The organism is Microbulbifer sp. THAF38, assembly GCF_009363535.1.
Classification (GTDB): domain Bacteria; phylum Pseudomonadota; class Gammaproteobacteria; order Pseudomonadales; family Cellvibrionaceae; genus Microbulbifer.
The window spans coordinates 1,647,050-1,670,718 of the sequence record NZ_CP045369.1 but is presented as its reverse complement, the minus strand read 5'-3'; the positions used below and the strand labels follow the sequence as shown (position 1 = coordinate 1,670,718).

The following is a 23,669-nucleotide window of genomic DNA, read 5'->3' as shown; positions in this document are numbered from 1 at the left end:
CAAAACCTGCGGTAGACGAAACAAGGATGAACGTCCATAGTTACTTATGATTTTTACGACCTGAAAGTTTATTGGAATTGAAAGATATTGATAGAAACCACAATCAACCAAAATTCTCTGGAAATTCGCAAGAGAAAACCTAATCAAGCATGGATATTCTTGATTATTTGGCCATTTTTTAATATTGGCCTTATCTCTAGCGCACTTTACTTGCTCAACCATTTCAATATTTATCTTTTACTGCAGGTAACAATCAAGATATGGAGTGTATTCTTTGTTGGATACTTACTGTTCAATATTTTTGAAGCCCTATTCAAGAGATTACTAACATCTTTGATTGAGCAGTATATTTGGCTATATAGGCCCATCGTTATTTTTTTGATTTTTATCTGGGTTGTGCCAATTGTCGAAATCCCACTCGAAAATAATGTATCAAATGTCAAATTTTTACCAGTGGTGGTACTGCTACTTGAATCGCTCATTTACATGGCTGTAATGTACATATTCCAGCAGCAGGAATTACACTACCAAACCTGCATAAATGCCCAGAAGACAGAATTGCAGATGCTTAAGATGCAATCCAATCCTCACTTTTTATTCAACACTTTAAATTTGATAGCGACTGAGATAAGCCGAGATCCGCCAGTTGCAAAAGAACTTATTTATAACCTTTCTGATTTATTGCGCGACACCGTCAGGCTTTCCAACAATAACTGGGCAACCTTAGAAGAAGAATTACAGTTGGTGGAACTCTACCTTTTATTACAGCATAAACGATTCGATGGTCGACTTGCCTTTGATATAGATTGCCCAGCCGTATTGAAGGGAAAGCTTGTCCCTTCCTTATTGCTACTACCAGTTGTAGAGAATTCCATTAAACATGGCATTGCACCCTTTGTAAGGGGCGGCCATGTGAGTATCAAAGTAGAATTACAAGCTGGCTACTTAAAAATAGAAGTACATGATACCGGCCCTGCCTTTGATGACAACAACATACAAGAGGGTCAAGGTCTACGCATATTGTCAGAATCCCTGAAATTACATTTTGCTGGTAATTACTCAATGAATTTGAGTTCAAGTATCGGAGGCACCAGTATGGTAATTCGCATTCCAGAAGTTACCTCATACACCAACTCACAGCACCTGCAAGGAAGCGCAGATGAAACCGAAAACCGTTGCCATAGTTGATGACGAATCTGCTGCAAGATACAGCTTAAAGGAGGTGATTGATACTTTTAACGAATTGGAAGTCATAGTAGAGGTGTCGGATGGTAAGTCTGCAATAGAACAGATTATGGTCAAGCGACCCGATATTGTTTTTCTCGATATTGAAATGCCTGAAGTAACAGGATTTGTTGTAGCAAAAGCAACCTCTCAGATGAATTATCAATTAGTTTTTTTAACCGCCTATGAAAATTATGCGTTGCGCGCTTTTGACACTAATGCTATTGATTACTTGGTAAAACCTGCCAGGCCAGAACTAATTGCCAGGAGCATTCGTAAAATTTTGCAACAGGAGATGTATGCTTTAGAGCAAAGTGGGAATACTACAAGCATTCATCGTTTACTGTTGAGCGATGGCAACCAACAAAGACTACTTTCGCACGATCACATTAATTACATTGAAAGTATAGGCCGTTATCGCCGTGTTCATCTTACCGAATCAGGGTCCCGTTTACACAACACAGACACCATAATATCCGATATGACATTGGATACTTTTTGTGAACAGTTACCGAGAAAAGTATTTTATCGACTGCATCGTAGCTATATTATTAATAGCGAAAGAATGCTGGAATTAAAGTCACAATCACGACGTCATTTTGTAAGAATGGCTGGTACAGATACAAAAATTCCAGTGTCCCGTAACTTCCTCAACAGACTAAAGCGATCTATCAAAATCAGTTGCTAATATTTTGATCTTAGGCTCCCAGGGTTAAGTAGAATGTTCTTTCTAATTGACGTCATATCAATACCTACCCCTACCCCAAGAATTCAATGATTGAGCCACCCGACTTTTTTTGGCATATTTTATATACCGAATCTTCCTACTCAGAGAATAATAATGAAGGATTTTTTGATTGTTGGTGGCGGCCATAATGGCTTGGTTTGTGCCTGCTATTTGGCTAAAGCTGGAAAAAATGTAACGATTCTTGAGCGCCGATCGATTGTTGGCGGTGCAGCGGTTACTGAAGAGTTCCACCCAGGTTTCCGAAACTCTGTGGCTAGCTACACCGTTAGCCTGCTTAATCCCAAAATCATAGAAGACCTCCATTTACGTGAGCATGGCCTGGAGATCAAGTTACGGCCTCAATCAAACTTTTTCCCACTTTCAGAGGAGGAAAGCCTTTCCTTCCATAAGAATCTCGCGGATACACAGGCAGAAATTGCGCGTTTCTCTGGAAGAGACGCAGCCACCCTACCTGACTTTTATGCCATGCTGGAAACGGTGGCAGACATTTTGCGCGAGGAACTGCTGCGTGCTCCCCCCAATGTAGGTGGCGGCCTTGTGGATTTGATTCGCGCCGGCGGCTTTGGCCTGAGGGCGAAAAAACTGAGTATGGCATCCCGTCGTGATGCATTGGACCTGTTCACCAAGAGTGCCACCAGCGTGCTGGATGCCTGGTTCGAAAATGACCATGTAAAAGCTGCGTTTGCCTTCGACTCTATCGTCGGCAACTATGCCGCTCCCAGCACTCCCGGTTCCGCCTATGTGCTACTACATCATGTGTTTGGCGAGGTAAACGGCGAGAAAGGCGCTTGGGGACATGCAATAGGTGGTATGGGTGCGATCACCCAGGCGATGCGCAAAGAAGCGGAGCACCTCGGAGTCACCATTCGAACGGATGCTGAAGTTAAAGAGGTATTGATCGATGGTGGTCGCGCTACCGGAGTACAGCTAAGCAGTGGGGAAACCGTTACTGCCGGTAAAGTAGTCGCCAATGTCGGCCCTAAACTGCTCTATTCCCAGATGATAGACGAACAACATCTGGAACCGGAGTTCCGCCGCCGTGTACGTGGTTTTAGAGTGGGCTCGGGCACCTTCCGTATGAATGTCGCACTATCTGAGCTGCCAGACTTTACCTGCAAGCCTGGTAATAACGCACAACCGCACCACAAGTCTGGAATCGTCATTGGCCCCACCATGGACTACCTGGAACAAGCCTATATAGATGCGACCCAATATGGCTGGTCAAAGCAACCCATTGTCGAGATATTGATCCCCTCCACCATCGATCCTTCTCTGGCCCCCGAGGGCAAACATGTTGCCAGCCTATTCTGCCAGCAATTTGCTCCAGAACTGCCGGAGGGTAAGAGCTGGGACGGCTATCGCGAGCAGGCAACTCAGACCATTATCGATACCGTCACCAACTATGCACCCAATTTCCGTGATTCCATCATTGCTCAACAAATCCACTCACCGCTGGATTTAGAGCGCAAGTTTGGCTTGATGGGAGGTGATATCTTCCATGGTGCCTTAGGCCTGGACCAACTGTGGAGCAACCGCCCCTTTATGGGCTTTGCGGATTACCGCACACCAATCCAAGGTCTGTATCTCTGCGGCTCCGGCAGTCACCCGGGAGGTGGGGTTACTGGGCTGCCTGGGCATAATGCGGCGATGGAGATTTTGAGAGATAAGTAAGAGTAGCTCGTATTGATCTTATGAACCCAGTACGAGCACTATTCATAATAGTGTTCAGGCCAAGATTAACCACTCAAGATATCAGCTGGTTATAAGTTATTTGAATGAGGCTCTGCACTTGCTGACAAGTACAGTGAGCAAATTGGAAGAGCATAGACAGCCTGTATGGTCTATGTAGATCTTAATCTTCTCTAGACCAATAGTGCCAAAACACCGTAAGAGTCCCTTTTACCTCGATTCAACAGCGAATTCCCGTAGCAACTACTCACAGTCAGCCTCCAAGCCTTCAGCCGATGCTTGGTCATAAACCCAAGAGCCTAAATTTTAACTGGAGCACTATCTCGAACTGGTAAATTGGAAAGGTTGAGGAAAGTTTGAAGATACCACCACCGATATAATTTAAGCTATCTCTCCAATTGACATAATCCTAGAGCTAGGACAAATAGAATAGGAAAAGTAAACTCTTACTTCATATTTTTATTCAGATGGCTAGATAATAAAAAATTAGCACCACAATAATAGACAGGGCACAGCCAGTCTTTTAATCCTTAGGCTACTTCAAACTAGCAAATACTAATGGCATGGGGGTTGCCCCACCATGCCATTAGTAGTCTCAGTAAACTAAATCAAATTAAAGGTTCAGTTACTGTAGCGAAATAGCAGTCAACTCAGAGCCAGCGATATACAGGGTTCCGTCATCACCAAGACTTAAGTGCCCGGAAGATTCAAAACTCCAATCCAGCTCCTGAGTACCTATATTAATGGCATAAGTATGCGATGAATCTCCAACAAAAATATGCGTTCGGGTTACCACAATATTTGAAGTTAACAACGTTGGCGCCTCCCAGGCCCACACTTCGCTCCCATCTTCTTCATCAATAGCTTTCAAAATGCCAGACTGCAAGGCGTAAATAATTCCACCACTAGAAGCTGGCTGTCCTGAAAATCCAGCAGAAGTTTTCTCCCACAAAATGTTGCGTTTATTGAGATCAAATACAACTAAAGAGCCCGATTGAATTGCCACAACATTATTATACCTAGTCAAAACTGTGGCCAAATTTACATCGTATCCTCTCCAGTCAAAATTAGGATATTCAATGTTATAGGCCAATTCACCAGAATCACGGTGAAAAACTTGTAGATCAGTAATAAATGCATATACATACTCTTCATCTACAGCTGGGGTAAATTCTTGATACTGCGCTGTAGATGCGAACCAGGACTCCGACCCATCACTCAGATCAAATGAGTAAAGTCCTCCGTAATACCCCCCCGCAGTATAAATCCCTCCATCATATACAGTTGGAGACATATAAGTTGACCACTGATTTTCATATTTAGTAGCAAACAATAGTGAGCCATCATCTATGTCAAGCCCTCGTATAAAGGAATCTCCATGACCACCAGTTTGAAAAATGACTTTTCCACTGTCATAAGCTGGGGGATTTATAGAAGATATACCGTCATAAGCACGCTCCCACACCAAATTGCCGTTGCTTGCATCCAGAGCAACAATTCTCTGCTCTGCATAATAGGATTCATTAGATGCGAAGACATTACCATCAGCCACCACTACCGGGTGTAACTTTGTCATATTAGGTAATGTCACGGACCAATGGTGAGAGAAATTATCTACATCTAGCTGTAGCGGTGTATAACCAGTATGCGTTGCTCCGCCTTGATATGTCGCCCATACCACAGGTAAGGGGTAACTATTGCTATCAATAGGTGAGGTGTCTGAGAAGAACTCTTCAACATTTGTAAAAGAATCAAAATCTTCATCATTTGCTGCATCGTCAGCATTGATGGGGTCTAGCGCATAAAGCACTTCCCATCCATCCCTAATATGGTCGCCATCAGTATCAGCAATAATTGGAGATGTACCATAGGTATTCGACTCTTCAAAATCCGAAAGGAAATCACCATCTGTGTCTATATCTATTGGGGAAGACCCCAAGGCATATTCTTGCAGATTGGTCAGGCCATCAGCATCAATATCACCCGCGCTATCATCTGCCAACAAATCCAAACCATACTCGAACTCGTACATATCTCCCATACCATCACTATCCGAGTCTTCAAGTAATGGGTTTGAGCCGAGTTCCTTCACCTCTGTAAAATCAGTAAGCCCATCGTTGTCACTATCTTGCGCCAATAAACTTGTACCTAATTCCACCTCTGCTGCATCAGACAAACCATCAGCATCTGTATCCGCAACAAAAGGATTAGAACCATAAATCAACAGTTCATCGCCATCGTTAACGCCGTCATTATCAGTATCAGGGTTGTCCGCATGAGTACCAAAGGTGTACTCCAGCAACGCAGATAAGCCATCCCCATCCAAATCGGAGCCCGCATCAGCAACATTCTTCGGATCTAATCCAAAGCCATACTCCCACCAATCAGGAAGTCCATCACTGTCAGAGTCCCAATCTGGCGTCAGATCTACAAATTTACCCCGCGCATCTAGCTTGGAAAAACTACTTAAGTCTGCCGTGACACGATATAGTCCGTCATATGCTGTAACAGCGACTAACTCCCCATTACTACGGAGATTTAGATCATTAAAGCTCTGGCCAACGAATAATGTTTTTTGCAAAACCCCACCAGCCGTAAACTGATGTATCTCACCATTCCAGGTAGCTGAAAAAATATTACCAGCCTCATCTACCGCAATTGCCCGGGAAGTTTCAATAGATATGTTGGAGAGCAGAATTCCTGACTCCGGACTGAATTGAGAAACCTGACTGCCACTTAATGCGTAGAGATAGCCATCTGCGCCAACTGTCAGATCTATAAATGAGTCTGCATCTACATAGTTCACAGAACCATTTGCTAAGTCAAACTTCACATACCCTTGACTAGGACTGCCACTAGTTGACTGGTTGGTAACGAAAACTTGTTCACCAACAGCATCTATGCCGCCATAACTCAAATTATGAATAATACTCCAACCAGGCGCTGGATAATGCTCCCAAAGATTTGACTCTAGTGAATATACACTTAAATAAGGCTCAAATGTCCCATTGAAAATCGCTACTCTTCCATCATCCAAAATCACCGCATCTCGTGCATATGTGAAATCACTTCCACTCGGATTAGGGATGTCGAAACTTTTTATTTCACGACCATCAACATCAAGTAAGTAAAGCTTATTTTCAAAAATAGAAATTCCAGAGGCTCCCACTTCAAAAAGTGTAGGAAGAGAAACCCCCTTCAGTTCATCAATCAAAATGCCACAATCGTTAGCTGAGGATTCAATCCTCACATCTAATGTATGATAACCCTCAGCAATGGGAACAGATATCTTTTCCCATGATGTTTGGGAGACAGGCACACCTAATAATTTCTCACCATTTAGCTCAATAACCAATTCAGCATCATAGATGGAATAGCAGGTAGATCGTGCTTGTAGAGAAAACTCTACAGGGGAAAAGTAATTGGTTGTAGAAATACCCCAACTACCTTCGGTAAATAAGCTAACAACCCCATCACTAGCTGATTGAGTGACAAATTGTGGGCTACCTTGTGAGACCCAGCCCCCCGGCAATTCTTGATTTTCAAAAGAAAAATAGAATTCATCGATTGGAGAGGGTAAAGATAATTCCTCAGTTGGGTCAGAGCCCAAAAGGTACTCGATTAGATTAGAAAACGTATCATTATCCAAATCACTATCGGCATCGGAAGCATCTAACGGATTCAGTCCAAATAGTACTTCCCAGCCATCCGGCATACCATCTTCATCTGTATCACTGTTAGATGGATCAGTAAAATAAGTCATAACCTCGTCAAAGTCTGACAACCCATCCTGATCCGTATCTGCCATCAAAGGCGAACTGCCGGCTAAGAACTCCTCAAGATTATTTAGGCCATCAGCATCCGAATCCTTCAAGGCATCTAGTTTGTCAGTGTCATCCAAACCATGGGCCAACTCCCACCACATTGGCAAGCCATCGTTATCGGCATCAGATTCATACCGATAATTTACTATATTCAGCTCATTGCCAATTGATTGATGAATTAGTATTACACCATTTTCATCAGCAATAAGGTCTATATAGGTATCGATATCGAGATATTGTTTAAATAGAATTTCTCTAAGATCATGACTGAAAATTGCTAAAAGATATTCCCTATCTACCTTAACCAAGCCAACAGCGACACTCTCGCTCCAGGTGAAATCCAGTAGCTGTATCTCCGCACCCACATCCTCAGATAAAGAGCTCAAATCAAGTGCGCTAACGAGGGGGTTAGCGGGGTACCCCTGGATAACATTCCCCTCTCCAGTCACAAATAATTTACCATCCGGTGATTGCGACAGCCATGCACCTAAAGACTCTCCGAAGTAATAATATTGATACCCGGAAAACTCCTTTCTATCCTTATCAATATTAAAGCTATTTAAATCTCCATAAGAAGAATAATGATAAAACCGGCCGGTTTTCTCCACGTAAAGCAGCTCCTTTGAGCTGCTTGCCCAATTGTAACTATCCCTAATCGTATAGCTTTTATCAAGCAAATGATAATTCAAATAAATGCTATCTTGACCACTTCCAGCAACTGCCACATAGAAATCACCTGCACTTATTAATGCTTCCAGACCTCCCTCTAAAGAGGCCACCTCCTGGTTTTTTATAGGTAAATTTTCACTAAACTCAATAAGTTTACCATTCTCAAAACCAACCAATATCGAGGATGGATTGGCGACATTTATAGACATCGCCTTACCGTTACTCTCAAAGTGCCCCAAATGTAAAGGGTTTAGATATTTACCAGCAGCCGTATCCCACTTCCAGACTGAACTGGAATCGCCATCCAGCAAATATAGTACGTTTCCTCTTCGAGCAATCTGATCTACATTTTTGACCTGGACTTGTCCTTGAATATCACAAACACCATTTATGCCATGCTCTGCAAGGTAGCAGGCTGAATCCAGAGGAAATAAATCGAGGCTTAAACTAGATTCTCCCACAGACGGATCATACTCATCATTCCATGAGTCGGGCGCGCCATCGAGGTCAGAATCAACTGATGCAGCGCTATCGTTTGGAAATGCATCCTCTCTATTCGGAACTCCATCGCCATCTATATCATCTAATAGTTCAACCAGCTGATACTTTCGGCCATGATTCTCAGTATAAGTAATGACCAAGGCTGCTTCATCTAACTGTACTAAGCCCTCAGGAAGTCCAGTATAGGAAGCAGAAAAAAATGCTTCAAAATTGTTGTTGTAAGCAACTAAAGAGCTGTTATTAGTAAAAGACGCTGATAAGGTTACAACCGTACTATTATCGGAAAACCCATAATCAAAACTAGTTACTGGAGAGCCAATTAAACTCAAGTCACTGGCTTTGTAATAATCACCACTACCAAGCAGCACTCCGTTACCACTATTAACGAGCAGAATCGGACCTCTGATAGTGTAATCACCATGGTAGGGAGATTCCCCTTGGGCACCTATAGCACCGCTCGACTGAGAGATTTCCTCAAAATGTATATCATTAGGTGACGTGCCATCTCTAAAATGATAAAGCCGATTATTTACATCGTTCCAAGCATAATAATGAGAATACCTATTCCAATCCTTACTATCTAATAAACTCCCATCCTTAGACAAGACATGATGTGAACTCCAGGCTCCCTGACCATCTTGAACCAATAGATAGCGACCCGCTTCCGCCAGTCCGGTTGCACCCACAGGCATTTGAATGAGGTTAACTAGTTTTTCAGGTGTATCAATTGAAAAATATCGGATCCAGCCGTCACTATAAGCAAGATATACTCTCTTATGCTCATCATGGTAACGTACAACCTGGGGACTTTGATCTTCAACTACTAGATCAAGTTTTCCAGTGAAGTTTTGAGTCTCTGAACTCCACTGGTAAAAATCGTAAATCCCATTTTCAGAGAACCCGAGATATATAACACCATTCGCATCAGAAAATGCTTCATCCAGTGCAAGTATATCGGTCAGTGTGGCGAAACAGGTCTCCCCATCACCTTCATTTATCCGAAAGCACGACGCATCAAGATCGTAATAGTCAGCATTATCACCAACGCCGTCACCATCCTGATCTGATGACTCTGTTTTATCCCAAGGGAATGCGTCGTTCTCGTTTTCTACGCCATCATTGTCAATATCGCTGTCAACTTCATTGGGGGTACCATCCCCATCTAAATCGGCTCCGATAGCTTTGATAATGGAGTATTTTGCTTTATCCCCCCAGGCTGAGATCTCTCTTGAACCGTCATATTGACGTGTTTCATGAATAAGGAGCTTAACTAAACCACCGACTTTGAGAGGAGTTTCAGCGTCTGAAGACTCGGGATCAAAGGTGTTGGGCACAAGTAGCTCACCAATGTTCAGCCTGGAGACAAAGTCGTAATTATCTTGTATTGCCTGCGTGGTATTTGTATCAAGACCTTCGGCAAGGCCATCTAACACCCCATCTGTTAGATCTAAAACTAACAACTCCAGTACTGCAGAAGTGCTTATATCTGTCTCGTTTTTAAGAGCCCACACAAGAGACGCGGTAGCTTCAGAAGCGGTACGGTAGCTCAAAATATCATCAAGATCGGCCTCATTCCCAAAGGCCACTGGTGGCGTATGAAAAAGGTCTACCTTATCTAGTAGGTCAAAGCCTAACTGACTTTTAACAACCAGGGATTGAGAGTTTATAGCATCACTCAACCCAGGTTTATCGACTACATTTCTCTGCCGGATCAGATCAACAACGATGGTTGTTAGCGGTGTTGCAAAGATATCTTTAGATTTCTCGAGCGCCTCAGCTTCAACAATTGTTGATAAGCTAGGAAGGATTGGGGCCATTCCTGTCGTTAAGTCTATCGTGACATCATCAGCCAAAAATTCAATTAGGTAGTAACCATTGTCTGGAATGTCTAAGCCTTCCTCAATGAATTTACCTAACTCTGTGGTTTCGCCTCTCGCGACAACTTCCCCCTTTAAGTCCTCCGCCTCAAAAGAAACTTCATGAATCTTATAGGTGGCAAAACTTAGTGGCCCCTTAACGGCGGTCCCAGAAAGCGAATATGTGACAGCTGGGGTAGGGGCAGGTGTAGGCTCGGGTTCAGGTGAAGAGTCACTGCCTCCGCCCCCTCCTGAGCAACCTAGTAAGACCGCAGTGAGACCTGCCAGTACAAGCTTTAAATTAAATACCGTTGTTCGCGATCCCATATCACAATCCTTTTCACTCACCAAGCTTGCATACTTAGTGCGATAGTACTTGAGCTGCATAAATCAGGGCCTTTTCGCCACTTTGCAGTTCTTTACAGAAATGGGCGCGATCATATACGGCTATTAAATGAACTGCAAAACCCAGCCTAGAATTCGATACCTAATTATCACTATGTCTCCCGCTGTGTACGGAGGGCATTCTTCTGCGGTAGTGATGCCAAATCCGGGAAGAACTGTGAACGCCAGCGGGTTGAAGACAGGATACAAGGAAAAGCCAAGATCTTTGCTCCCGATATCCCAGTTCCAATTACATCTCAATACAGCAATGTATTCACGCTGCAATCTCAATCGAGCAACCCGCCTCTGGTGGGCGAGGAGCGCCGGAATATGTCCCTTTTCAGCTGAACGGCTATTTAACTGGAATGGCCTAAAACTGTATCCAAATAAACCTAGGGTGCACGGGTTAAGGACTGCCAGCGCTTTCTCCCCTCCCCGCTAAACTCAGCCAATTCAACAGGAGCTACTAACTTGCTGTGCGGCTCTTTACCTAAACTCCTATCAACTGTCTCGATAAGCGGCTATCAGGAGTAGCATGCCTCCTATTTCTACGCAGAATCTCTGACTGCCAACCAATTGGTATAAGCGTTTGACTCCCACCCCAGAGCTTCAAATTGGTGGGTGTTCAGCATTGTGATACGGCTCTGATTATGTGTTACTGCACCATGTATTTGATAAGGTAAATGGCGAAAAAGGCGCTTAAGGCCATGCAACGGTTGGTATGGGTGCTATCACCCAGGCCATGTGTAAACAGGCGGAGCATCTCGGAGTCACCATTCGCATAAAAGCTTAAGTTAAGGAGGTGTTGATTGAGGGTAGCCGCGCTACAGGGGTACTGCTGAGCAGCGGGGAAACCGTTACCGCCGGTAAAGTATTAGATTATTCCCCCACTTTAGCCGGGCTGGATTCAGCTAATGGGCCATAACCGCATCCCCAGTACCGTTTCCCACTTTTATTACTTGTTTTCCAGCAAGCTTCCTTATTTGGAGTTCTCATTAATAAAACCTGAACTTCAAAGGGTGGATCAACATCTAAGATCTCGTACGGTGGCGTTACGTACGAACCATCTTTGACCACACGAACAATATTTAGCTTTTTATATTTTGTTTCCGGCTTCCAGTCAAAGAATATAGATCCTTCTGAGGTTTCAATCTTACAGTTCCAATTTTGGTTGACAATACTCCATTTCCCATCATATAGCTGCTTGTAAGAACAAACATATTTATTGTTAATTGGGTCAAAGCTATCTAAAAAGTACTTGATGAAAACTCGATATCCCATATCATCCGGCAAAGCTCTAATTGAATGAATTTCGAAAATATCTTTAGAGGCATTAACGGTATCCTCTTTTCCAGTTTGCTTTACTTCGGTTGATACACATGAAATTAAAGCTAGACAAATTGCCAGCGTAAACACTTTCATAAATTACATTTAGTCTTTTTTACAATAGCCATCGCATACGCGAGCAACATGTTACAGGTCCCGAGCACGTGGTATCTTTTACCAACGCTTTCTAGAAATTGCTCTAATGGATCACATTACTTGTAAATTAGACATCTATGCACAGGCCGCTCTTTTACAAAAGTGTTAAAGACACAAGGACCACCCGCAGCCCTTATTCCATCACATTTTTTCTCGTGGTAGGTCGTTTCCTGCTCAACTTCATAAATTAAACACTCTCTATTTGATACGCAGCCCATCAAGAACAAGGAAGGCAAAAGAATTAGTTTTTTAATCATCTCATTAATAGTTAAACTTTTTTAGTTTATAACGACGTGCACAAGAATAGCCGAAACGCACTGTAGGCTGCCCGAGCGACACAACCGCACAGTGTTGTTCTGATTATAAAGAATCACCATGTACTAAGCTTATGCGTTTGATCTGGAAATATCCTTAACTTCAGATTTTTCCATTCTTCGCCACGAGCAGTAGAGTTTTCCCTTAAATACGAGATAGCATTAAGCGGACCGAATGTATTGGTTACTGAGAACTGAACCTCTCCTTTATCACCGCTAGGCATGTAAAAATATATTCCTGCTATTTCTTGCTTGCCACTCTTAGTAATACCTACATAGCCATCCATTCGTGCAGAAACCCAAGGTTCAGGAATACTGTCAACCATAGACTGATAGATAAAACCAATCAGATAGTCATCTTCATATACTTGCTTGTTCTGGTTTTCTGCCATTATTGAATCATCAAAGGGTAAAATAAAAAATGTTATTTTTTGAACATTGATCTTATTATAACGCTTGAGGTACCTGCGGCAAAACCATAACGAATCATCAATTTTGGCTTTAAGTGTCTTTTGCTTATAATTTTTTTGCTTAGTTGCCGCCAATCTAACTTCACTGTATGTCCAATTAGTGACAACTCCTTCCAAATCAAGCCCACCAAATTTGATGAGGAAATATAGACTTCCTACAATGCTTTCAGGATCACCTATCACTAGCTTAATCTTTCATTGTGGAAATCTAATATCTCAAACAAGCGTATGCGGTAGCACGATGGATCTCTTTGACTTTTTTCTACTGGGTTCATCGGCTATTTTTGTCTGGTAATCTGGGACCTAATTTGGCTACTAGTTCACTCCGCTAAATAACAAGGGACGATTGCCGGTATAACTCCCCTAGTCTTTTCAATACCGATACACCAGAGAGGCACTGAGCCTACCTAGATTATCCCTCCCGGCTGCTGCTTCAAGCGCTTTCAGGCCTTCACTTTCAGCTGCTTTTGGATCCACACATAGATTTCTTCACGGTGGATGGGCAGTGACCTGGGTGCACTTATGCCTATCTTCACTTGATTACCTTTAACCTCTAGCACTGTGACCGAGACACTTGCTCCAATTCTTAGAAGCTCACCTGTCCGTCGCTTTAAGAACAACATACTTATTTCCTTCAATGGTCTAAGTTTGGGCGCTTCCGTGGTGGGGAAGCTTGGGCTTAGCGTTTGGAGGAAATATGGGGTGGTGCGCGGGGGCGGTAGGCAGAGAAGAGGGAAAGGCGGGCGCTAGGCTTCCAGCGCTTGGGAACCGGCCCCAAGCCGCTGAATGTACTCCACTTTATTGAAGACGAGCGGGTTTCTAGCGTATTATCCGTATAGCCATTTTGATAGTCAGATTATCAATTTGGTTAGCTGGCCCCGGGTGTTGGTAGCACCTTGGGTCAGCGCCTTTTACTTACTCTTACGTCACGCTACCGTTCTCCTTTGAGGGGATGGGTCTTTTAGAATATGCTCGAAGCTTTCAAATCTCTGAGCCTTTTTAATTGGCTTACTCAATTACTACCAAAACACCAAAAATATTTGTCGATTTTACGCAGCTTTGATATTGAAACAAGCTTAATAAAATCTAATAAGATCAATTTCGCGCTTATTTTTTTGATAAATCCGACCGGGAAAATTTCACCCAACAACTGACAGTTTCAATTTATATTGGAATTTTCCCTATGTGTTTCCGAAAAGATTGAAGAATCAACTTCTCAACACCGTAGCTGACTGGGGGAGCTGGAACAGACTTAAATTTACCGATGATTAAAATATCTCATCTGATTTATGCGTATTGCTGTGTCCCATTTTTTAATGAAAAAAGAGTACGAAACCGTTATTGGATTAGACAGTTTGGTGTGAAGCTGCCATAGAGCAAGTCATCTCTCCATATTATTGATCCTGCCTGGTTGTTTCTAAGTTGAAGCCAATCTCAGAGGCAATGCCTGATAGATGGCGTTAGAAAGTAAGGCAAAGACTCGAATAAGTGCGCCATTTCCTAGGAGACCTCTATGGACATCCCAAACTTCTGCCATTTGATGGGTCTCCAGGGTTTTTCCTTCCAGAGGGAAATTCGAGTTATTTCTCTCTTTCACTAATAAATAATTAGAACAATTACTAACGACGTCAGTGGCAGGACGGAAGCAAGAGCCATAGGAGAGGAGAGCACTCCTCTCACTTAGACCCACCTCAAGGGCGATGCAGTATAAATATTAACTCTTTATTTTCATTACTGGGTGAGCCCTATCAGCACCTCCTCCAGGGAACTTCGAAAAACATACAGAATCATTATCCCGAATATTTGGCCCATAAATACTATCATTATGGTAAAAAACATCTGTACCATTCTCTGAAATAAACCCCCAGCGATACCTAGCATCACGTACTACCCCCAAGTAGCGCTGCTCAATGGGGTAGCAGAACTCTTCGCACTCTCGTACTAAGTCTCTTGCTGTAGGCCGATCTGTTACAGTTCTCGACATACAACGAATTGCCAATGTATAGATTCTCTTTACTAGATCTGCAAATTGAGGTTTATCAAGCAATTTAGGGGGTAATGGTGGTACTTTGTCTGATAGAATTTCTGTTATTGCCATTAAGCCTGTTCCAAATGGCTTACTTCCTGTTAGAACCTCATATATCATGGCACCAAGTGACCAAACATCCGATGGGTACGCGGTTCTTTCAGGGTCTGAAATCGCCTCAGGGGACATATAAGGCAGCGCTCCTACAGCTGTCTGAGAGTTTGTAATGCTATCCTCTCCACCTACTGCTGCCTCTGTCAATTCTTCATCCGCAAGTTTTGCAATACCAAAGTCTGTAATTTTTACTGCTTCTATATTTACATTACCAACAAGCATGATATTTGTTGGCTTTAAGTCCCTGTGAACGACACCAGCATCATGAGAAACCCACAACCCTTTACTAAGGTTATGGAACAATCTTGCTACCAAATAGGGGTCAACTTCATAAAATTTTCTAAGAAGACCATTATATAAGTCATTCCCATCAATGAATTCTTCAGCCAAATATGATCGATCATCAAATTCTAAATAATCCAACGTTTTCGCGACATTTGGATGGTTCACTCGCGCTGAAACTACAGCACTCCTGCGAAAACGTTTCTGCGCCGCATTATTCTTTGGAGTTTTTAGCGCAACATTCCGCCCCAACACCAGGTCCCTGGCAAGATATACAAATTGCATGCCTCCTTCACCAACATACTTTTGAATTTCATACCTACCCCCGACCAAATCTCCGCTGCTATGAGGTCCAATCACAAAACCACCTCCGGATTTGAGACATCAAAAGTAATGAAAGCTCTTTCATTATATTCCCTACTAGCTGAACCTAGAGAAACAACACACGATCCAGGTATTTCTTCACCAACATTCGGCTCCCGATTGTTAATATAAACCTCTCCTGTTCGATCTTTTACATAAAAGCCCAATCCGTTATATTCAATCTTTAAGGAGCCAATCTTATTCAGAGCAAGTGAAATCAATTTATTGCCAGAGTTCAAATAATGATACTTATCCTTATAAGTAGCTATAGCCTGATGACGATCCAGGAGGAGGTACTTGGAAAGTAATCTATACACTTCCTCCATACTTGGCCTAACTTCAGCAAATGTACTTAAACACCTCAAAAGTACATCTTGAATGGGATCATCAAGATGGGAAAAAATATCTCTAACCACTTCCTCCGTCAACGGAGCAGGAGGAACCTCCAATAGCGATCTTGGCAAATTTTTATTCAATAAAAATATTGCCGTTACACCAAATGCGTACACATCAACTGCAGGTGTAAACTCAACATGATCACTTGCAAATAGCTCTGGAGCCGCAAATCCAAAAGTGCCCTTAAAACCTCTAGTATGAGCACCATGCTCGATTGAGCGAGACAACCCAAAATCAAAAACCTTAACGATACCTTTATCGTCTATTTTCATATTATTAGGCTTTACATCTCTGTGAATTATTCCAGCCGCATGAATATCAGCAAGCCCTTTAGAAATTTGCCACAAACACTTTAAGTAATTGGGATTGCCTGCCTGAGGAAAATTACTACCCTGTAAATCTTCCCCATCAACAAACTCTTCAACAATGCCGGACAGATTTCCATCTTCATAAATCACATCAAACACTTGAACGACATGATTTGATCTCAGACTCATTAAGCCTTGAAGCTCATCAACAAGCCTTCTCTTTTCACCCTCAGAAAGAATCGTCTTAATAGCTACTCGGCGCTCTAAATGCGTATCCATATAGATACTCACGGAACCAAATCCACCACTTCCGCAAGCGCTAATTAACTGATATCTATTCGGCATATCCACAATTATCCGTCCTTAGACTCATCGAACTTCATTTTCAACTGAGGCTTAGATTTTTGACTTATATCCTTCCTATCATCTTCCTCAAAAGCCTCTTCTTGTAACTTATTTTTTTTATAACTACTGCTTGTTTTTTTTGACTCATTTATAACTGGTTTTTCATCTTTATGGCTTGCTTTTGTTTCGTGGCTCGGAGCCTTAGCGCTATTACAGGAACTTATATCGTCCCCTAAGATCATGTCACCCTTCGTTGCTGAATCTCCTATAAATAACTGCAAGTCCCCAAAAGAATCCCAAACTTCTAAGAGCCCAGCTACATCTCCTCGAAAAAAATCCCAATTTTTCTCACGCCACAGCTGCACAATACAGGTTGCATTATCATTTCCACCCAACCATTGGGACATTTCCGTGAGTCTAAATGCTGCTGTGCCCGAATCAGAGCTATTTTGGGTAATCTTTTCTAGTATATTCGAGGCCATAAAATGAACTCCGTCGGTTGAAATCAGCCAACCGTCAGATTCCTGAGGAAAAGTAAAAGAGTTCGGGATAATACCGCACCCCATCCCGACATACTGAATCAGCTCATTCCTGCCAAGAAAAAGATTTCCATCATTACCAAACTGACCTTCTAATGTATCATCCTTTGATAGCTGTATAAGATTCTTGTCAAGAATTCCATAGATACGGCTATCGCCTACATTTACTGCATGTATCTCTCCCGCTTCAACAAGACAAATAGCTGATAAAGTAGCACCACCACGTCCTTCGTGCACTTGATGAACATACTTGTCCGCCATCAGGACAGCATCATGCAACATTTTCTTTACTGGCGTATCTATCCCCTTTAGGCAACCACCTAAAAAAGAAGAAACAGCTTTTGCCGCACAGTCTAAACCAGACTCCATGCCACCCATTCCATCAGCAACAATACAAATTATTCTGCTGATAGAATCTTTATTCGTAAATCTGGCCACTACCGCCCGATCTTGGTTTTCAACTCGAACCGACCCTTGATCAGTCGATAACGCTATATTCGAAGTACTAACTCGCCGAACTCCAGTAGACTTGGCCCGCCGCTTAAGCCAAGTTTCGAGCAGGGAAACAAAGTCGTGACTTGATTTCATTTAAGACTACCCACCTAAAGCATCCATTTCATTAATCGCCTAACATTGATTTCTACATTAAGCAGCCACTTAAAGGCCCAGCCACTTAATTTTTCAAATCTTGAACTTCGTTAATAACAGGTCAATTGGTAAAATTTCGAGTTATTTAATTCAAATAATTCATAGAAAAAGAGCATAACATTTAATCACTTTCTACTCTTCTGAGCACCCACTAATAATTAGTAGATTTAGAAAATCACCTATAAACATACAATCTATTGATAATGAGGGGCAAGGGCCCATGAGAAAAGTATCAGCTCTTGGAGGGCAATTGATGGTGTAAATAAAGAATTTATATCAATGCTTGTTTGGCAAGGCAGCGTGACTCTAGGTCATTCTGGATTCAGGAATCTGACTTAATATGTAACTAAATCCCAACCAAAAAAAAACCCGCTAAAAAGCGGGTTTCTTGGCCGTTGCTATGCAACGATATGTATGGTCGGAGCGGCCGGATTTGAACCGACGACCACCACACCCCCAGTGTGGTGCGCTACCAGGCTGCGCTACGCTCCGATTTTAAAAAATCGCTCACTTCGCTAAGTGATTGATTTTTAAAGGCATCGTGTCTCGATGTGGCGTGAATCATACCGGACTAGGGCTGGATTGCAAGCCCGTATCGGTACTTTTTTAGAAATTCTTTCTCCCGTCCAGCAGGGCTACCACATCTTTGAGTTCCGCAATCACTTCCGGCAGTACCTGCTGCAGCTGTACCACTTCTGCCCTTTCGCTGCCGGTCTCTATCTGCTGGCGGGCTCCTCCAATGGTATAGCCCTCTTCATAGAGTAGCGCACGAATCTGGCGCACCATAATAACGTCCTGGTGCTGGTAGTAGCGGCGGTTGCCGCGGCGTTTAACCGGCTTCAGCTGTGGAAATTCCTGCTCCCAGTAGCGCAATACATGGGGCTTCACGGCACACAGCTCGCTCACTTCACCAATGGTGAAATAGCGCTTACCGGGGATTGCAGGTAGCTGAGCATTATTGCTCGGTTCCAGCATGTTCCTCTACTCGTGTCTTGAGTTTTTGCCCTGGTTTGAAGGTGACTACCCTGCGGGCTGAGATGGGGATTTCCTCGCCGGTCTTGGGGTTGCGACCGGGACGCTGGCTTTTGTCGCGCAAGTCGAAATTGCCAAAGCCCGAGAGCTTGACCTGCTCGTTGCTTTCCAGCGCATTGCGGATTTCCTCGAAGAAATACTCGACGATCTCTTTCGCTTCGCGCTTATTAAAGCCCAGCTCCTCGTACAACTTTTCGGCGAGCCCGGCCTTGGTCAGTGCCTCTGTCATTGGATCCTACCAATTGATTCAGAGGCGTCGACTCCAGATCGGAAGCGGCCCAAACCGCGGCGGCTTTCAACCCGGAAGCAGACGCTCTCGGGGTGCAATTCAGTCTGCACACCGAGAGCATCATGCTCTGTTAGCGCAGGCTAGCGTTATATTTTTCTTCTAATTTACCGACCACCGCATCTACAGCGGCATTGATTTCTTCGTCATTAAGGGTGCGCGACGAATGCTGAAACGTCAAGCCCAAAGCGACACTTTTTCTATTTAAATCAATACCTTTGCCCTGGTAGACATCAAATATCTTGAGGTCCGTCAAGGTTTCACCGGCGGCCTCGGTGGCGGTCTCCACCAGGCTGGCGGCGGGAACGTCCGCATCAATCAACAGGGCCAGGTCGCGGCGCACTTCCGGGAACTTGGACAGCGGGCGGAATGCCGGGGCTTTACCCTGGCCGATCGCTTCCAGGCTGAGCTCGAATACGAAGGCCGGCTTGGCCAGATCCAGCTTCTTCTGCAGCTGCGGGTGCAGGGCACCGATAACCCCTACTTCGCGGTCGCCGCGCATAATCTTGGCGGTTTGACCGGGGTGCAGTGCGGAGTGTTGACCGGCAACAAAGCGGAATTCATCGGCGACACCGGTGCGAGCCAGCAGGGCTTCCACGTCGGCTTTCACATCGTAGAAATCTACGCTGTCTTTGCTGCCAGTCCAGTTTTCCGCAAAGCGGTTACCGTAGGCGAGACCAGCGATCATCTGTTCCTGGTGCAGCTCCGCACCGGGTACAAAGCGCAGACCGGTTTCAAACAGGCGCACGCGGTTTTGTTGGCGATTGAGGTTGTACTGCAAAGCTTTACACAGGCCCGGCAATAAGGTGGTACGCATCACCGCCAGCTCGGCGCTGATTGGGTTCTGCAGGGCCACCGGATCGGCTTCCGGGTCAAACAGCGCGGCGCTGTCGCTATCGATAAAGCTGAAAGTGATCGCTTCGTAATAGCCGCGGCTCAGCAGTGTCTGCTCCAGGCTGTCCTGGGCAATAGTGCTCTCCGGACGCGGGGCAATTTCCAGTTCGGCGGTAAAGCTCTCGCTGGGGATACGGTTGTAGCCATAAACACGGGCCAGCTCTTCCAGCAGATCGGCTTCGATGGCGATATCGAAACGGAAGCTGGGGGCGAGGAAGGTCCAGCCTTCGGCATTTTGATCAATCTTTTCCAGGCCCAGGCGGGTAAGAATATCGACGATCTCGTCATCCGCCAGCTGGATACCCAAGCCCTGCTCTACCCGCGTGCGGCGCAGGGTAATATGGCGCTCGGCGGGCATGGTTTCAGTCAGCTCGCGCAGATGTACCGGGCCGGGCTCGCCGCCGACAATGTCCAGCAACAGCTGGGTGGCGCGCTCAACCGCTTTCTCTTGAAGGTGGTAGTCGACGCCGCGTTCAAAGCGGTGAGAGGAGTCGGTGTGCAGACCATAGGAGCGGGCCTTACCGGCAATCGCTAGCGGGCTGAAGAAGGCACTCTCCAGGAAGATATGCTGGGTGCCTTCGGTCACGGAGGAATCCAGACCACCCATGATGCCGGCCATGGCCAGAGGCTTTTCTTCGTCGGCAATTACCAGGGTGCCTTCCTGCAGTTTCACTTCCTGGCCATCCAGCAGGGTCAGCTCTTCACCGGCTTCAGCCATACGCACTTTGATACCTCCGGAGAGCTTCTCCAAGTCGAAGGCGTGCATGGGCTGGCCCAACTCCAATAGGACGTAGTTGGTCACATCTACTACCGGATCGATACTGCGCAGGCCGCTGCGGCGCAAGCGCTCTTGCATCCACAGGGGTGTTACGGCTTTGATATCAATATTGCGAATGACACGACCAACATAGCGCGGGCAAGCAGCTTCGGCCAGCAGGGATACCGGCAGGCTCTCGTCGATTTGCTGAGGAACCGGGGCAACTTCCGGGCCCTGAACGGCGCAGCGATTCAGTACGCCCACTTCGCGGGCAATACCGGCAACACCGAGGCAGTCAGAACGGTTTGGGGTGAGATCCACTTCGATAGTCTCATCGTCCAGCTGCAGATATTCGCGCAGATCGGTACCGGTGGGAGCGTCTTCCGGCAGTTCCCAGATACCGTCGTTGTCTTCGCCCAACTCCAGTTCGGTCTGTGCGCAGAGCATGCCGAAGCTCTCTACACCACGGAGCTTGGCTTTTTTGATTTTGAAATCGCCCGGCAGCTTGGCGCCTACCAGAGCAAAAGGAATTTTGATTCCAACGCGCGCGTTAGGGGCACCACACACTACTTGCATTTCACCGTCGGGGTGGCCGGCCACTTTACAGACACGCAATTTGTCGGCATCCAGGTGCTGTTCACAAGCGACAATCTCACCGACAACCACTCCGGAAAAATCACCCGCTACTTTCTCTATGCCATCCACTTCCAGGCCGGCCATGGTGATTTGATCGGCCAGTTCCTGTGTGGTGAGTTTCGGGTTTACCCATTCCCGCAACCAGGAGTTGCTGATTTTCATAGTTGATCTCTTTCTGTATTCCGTCAGCGCAACTTGGTGCGCATTTCGCCCGGGATATTTATTTCGCCACCCGGGCCTCCACAATTCGATTGCTGCTGCGAACAGCCTCGGCTATTCGCGTTCTCACTGGGCTAGAACTGTTTCAAGAAGCGCAGATCGTTATCGAAGAACAAGCGCAAATCGTTAACGCCGTAACGCAGCATGGCGAGGCGCTCGATACCAATACCGAAGGCAAAGCCGGAGTATTTTTCACTGTCGATATCGCAGGCGGCAAACACGTTCGGGTGCACCATGCCGCAGCCGAGAATTTCCAGCCAGCCGGTGCCGGAACATACGCGGCAACCTTCACCACCACAGGCGGTGCACTGGATATCCGCCTCTGCGGAAGGCTCAGTGAATGGGAAGTAAGACGGACGGAAACGCACCGGCACTTCCGCTTCGAAGAAGGCGCGCAGGAATTGGTCGATGGTGCCTTTCAGATGCGCAAAGCTGATGTTCTCGCCGATTACCAGGCCTTCTACCTGGTGGAACATGGGCGAGTGGGTTACATCGGAGTCACAACGGTATACTCGACCCGGGCAGATAATACGCAGCGGCGGAGACTTTTTCTCCATGGTGCGGATCTGCACGGAAGAGGTGTGGGTTCTCAGTACCGTGGTGGGGTCCACGTAGAAAGTGTCGTGCATCGCGCGCGCGGGGTGGTGCGCGGGAATATTCAGGGCTTCGAAGTTGTAGTAGTCCTGTTCGACTTCCGGGCCGTTCTCAACAGTAAACCCGATGCCTGCAAAGAATTCTTCCACGCGCTTTAAGGTGCGGGTGATGGGGTGAGCATTGCCCTGCTCTTCACCGCGCCCCGGCAGAGTGACATCAATGGTCTCTTCAGCCAGCTTGGCATTGATGGCTGCCTGCTCCAGCATTGTACGGCGCGCGTTAATTTTTTCCTGCACCTGCTGCTTGGCTTCATTGATCTTGGCACCCGCAGCCGGGCGCTCCTCAGCAGACAGCTTGCCCAGGCCTTTCAGCAGTGCCGTCAGCTGGCCCTTTTTGCCCAGGTAATCAACACGCACCTGATCCAGTGCGGCGAGGCCATCGGCCTTCTCCACCAGCTCCATTGCCTGCTCGGTGAGGGACTGCAAATCTTGCATCGAACTGTTCCCGTTTGAATCCAACTTCGATTGGGGCCTATTGGCCCTAGTTTTTGTGCTTGTTTCGGCCGGTGCGCTTGCACCGCGGGGGGCTCCCCTGGCACCGCCACCGGTAAAAATAGCGGAAACCCCATAAAAAAATAGGGAAGGGCCGCTACAGCCCTTCCCTATTTTAAGTATTCAGTTTTACAACTGAAGTGACAGCTTACGCTGCCAGGGCTGCCTTAGCTTTTTCAACTACGGCAGCAAAAGCGGCTTTATCGTAAACAGCCAGATCAGCCAGTACACGGCGATCCAGTGCGATGTCCGCTTTCTTCAGACCTGCAATCAGGCGGCTGTAGCTCAGGCCTTCGGCACGGGACTGGGCGTTAATACGGGTAATCCACAGAGCGCGGAAGTTACGCTTCTTAACGCGACGGTCACGGTATGCGTACTGACCAGCTTTAATAACTGCCTGCTTGGCAACGCGGAATACGCGAGAACGCGCACCGTAGTAACCTTTAGCCTGCTTCAGAATCTTCTTGTGACGACGACGCGCCTCTACACCACGTTTTACACGGGCCATAACTTATCCT

Annotated in this window: 15 protein-coding genes and 1 tRNA gene; 3 read left to right on the top strand and 13 right to left on the bottom strand. The window is 45.5% G+C overall.

What is annotated here, in order from left to right:
- Positions 1 to 87 precede the first annotated feature (87 nt).
- From FIU95_RS07110 to FIU95_RS07100, 3 genes are all read left to right on the top strand, one after another.
- On the top strand, positions 88 to 1,188 hold the full coding sequence (locus FIU95_RS07110) for a sensor histidine kinase (protein WP_152452811.1): 1,101 nt from the start codon (positions 88 to 90) through the stop codon (positions 1,186 to 1,188).
- A complete protein-coding gene (locus FIU95_RS07105) occupies positions 1,160 to 1,912 on the top strand; it encodes a LytTR family DNA-binding domain-containing protein (protein ID WP_152452809.1) in 753 nt (250 codons plus the stop codon). The genes FIU95_RS07110 and FIU95_RS07105 overlap by 29 nt, the downstream gene beginning before the upstream one ends.
- 153 nt (positions 1,913 to 2,065) lie before the next feature.
- The gene (locus tag FIU95_RS07100; RefSeq protein WP_152452807.1) at positions 2,066 to 3,643 is read left to right on the top strand and encodes an NAD(P)/FAD-dependent oxidoreductase; all 1,578 of its coding nucleotides are present in this window, start codon (positions 2,066 to 2,068) and stop codon (positions 3,641 to 3,643) included.
- A gap of 643 nt (positions 3,644 to 4,286) precedes the next feature.
- On the opposite strand, the gene FIU95_RS07095 is transcribed toward FIU95_RS07100, so the two are convergent.
- The 13 genes from FIU95_RS07095 to rplT all read right to left on the bottom strand — a co-directional run bounded on the left by FIU95_RS07095 (position 4,287) and on the right by rplT (position 23,659).
- Positions 4,287 to 10,898, bottom strand: coding sequence for a PQQ-binding-like beta-propeller repeat protein (locus FIU95_RS07095; RefSeq protein WP_152452805.1), 6,612 nt, complete (start codon positions 10,896 to 10,898; stop codon positions 4,287 to 4,289).
- Positions 10,899 to 11,774: 876 nt separating this feature from the next.
- The gene (locus tag FIU95_RS07090; protein WP_152452803.1) at positions 11,775 to 12,317 is read right to left on the bottom strand and encodes a hypothetical protein; all 543 of its coding nucleotides are present in this window, start codon (positions 12,315 to 12,317) and stop codon (positions 11,775 to 11,777) included.
- A gap of 430 nt (positions 12,318 to 12,747) precedes the next feature.
- Entirely contained in the window at positions 12,748 to 13,344 is a 597-nt protein-coding gene (locus FIU95_RS07085) for a hypothetical protein (protein ID WP_152452801.1), read from the bottom strand.
- A 260-nt stretch (positions 13,345 to 13,604) separates the two neighbouring features.
- Positions 13,605 to 13,784, bottom strand: coding sequence for a carbon storage regulator CsrA (gene csrA, locus FIU95_RS07080; RefSeq protein WP_152452799.1), 180 nt, complete (start codon positions 13,782 to 13,784; stop codon positions 13,605 to 13,607).
- Between the two features lie 1,091 nt (positions 13,785 to 14,875).
- On the bottom strand, positions 14,876 to 15,943 hold the full coding sequence (locus FIU95_RS07075) for a serine/threonine-protein kinase (protein ID WP_152452797.1): 1,068 nt from the start codon (positions 15,941 to 15,943) through the stop codon (positions 14,876 to 14,878).
- The gene (locus tag FIU95_RS07070; protein WP_253869094.1) at positions 15,940 to 16,995 is read right to left on the bottom strand and encodes a serine/threonine-protein kinase; all 1,056 of its coding nucleotides are present in this window, start codon (positions 16,993 to 16,995) and stop codon (positions 15,940 to 15,942) included. Before FIU95_RS07070 ends, FIU95_RS07075 begins: the two co-directional genes overlap by 4 nt.
- Positions 16,996 to 17,003: 8 nt before the next feature.
- A complete protein-coding gene (locus FIU95_RS07065; RefSeq protein ID WP_152452793.1) occupies positions 17,004 to 18,122 on the bottom strand; it encodes a PP2C family serine/threonine-protein phosphatase in 1,119 nt (372 codons plus the stop codon).
- A gap of 475 nt (positions 18,123 to 18,597) precedes the next feature.
- Positions 18,598 to 18,674: transfer RNA gene (locus tag FIU95_RS07060), tRNA-Pro, on the bottom strand.
- A gap of 114 nt (positions 18,675 to 18,788) precedes the next feature.
- On the bottom strand, positions 18,789 to 19,157 hold the full coding sequence (locus FIU95_RS07055) for a MerR family transcriptional regulator (RefSeq protein WP_152452791.1): 369 nt from the start codon (positions 19,155 to 19,157) through the stop codon (positions 18,789 to 18,791).
- A complete protein-coding gene (gene ihfA / locus FIU95_RS07050) occupies positions 19,138 to 19,443 on the bottom strand; it encodes an integration host factor subunit alpha (RefSeq protein WP_108733837.1) in 306 nt (101 codons plus the stop codon). Before ihfA ends, FIU95_RS07055 begins: the two co-directional genes overlap by 20 nt.
- Positions 19,444 to 19,573: 130 nt before the next feature.
- Positions 19,574 to 21,949 carry a phenylalanine--tRNA ligase subunit beta gene (gene pheT, locus FIU95_RS07045; protein ID WP_152452789.1) on the bottom strand — a complete coding sequence of 792 codons (2,376 nt, stop codon included), beginning with the start codon at positions 21,947 to 21,949 and terminating at the stop codon, positions 19,574 to 19,576.
- A gap of 131 nt (positions 21,950 to 22,080) precedes the next feature.
- Complete coding sequence (gene pheS / locus FIU95_RS07040; protein WP_152452787.1) at positions 22,081 to 23,094, bottom strand: phenylalanine--tRNA ligase subunit alpha; 1,014 nt, start codon at positions 23,092 to 23,094, stop codon at positions 22,081 to 22,083.
- Between the two features lie 205 nt (positions 23,095 to 23,299).
- On the bottom strand, positions 23,300 to 23,659 hold the full coding sequence (gene rplT / locus FIU95_RS07035; protein WP_020413350.1) for a 50S ribosomal protein L20: 360 nt from the start codon (positions 23,657 to 23,659) through the stop codon (positions 23,300 to 23,302).
- Positions 23,660 to 23,669 lie beyond the last annotated feature (10 nt).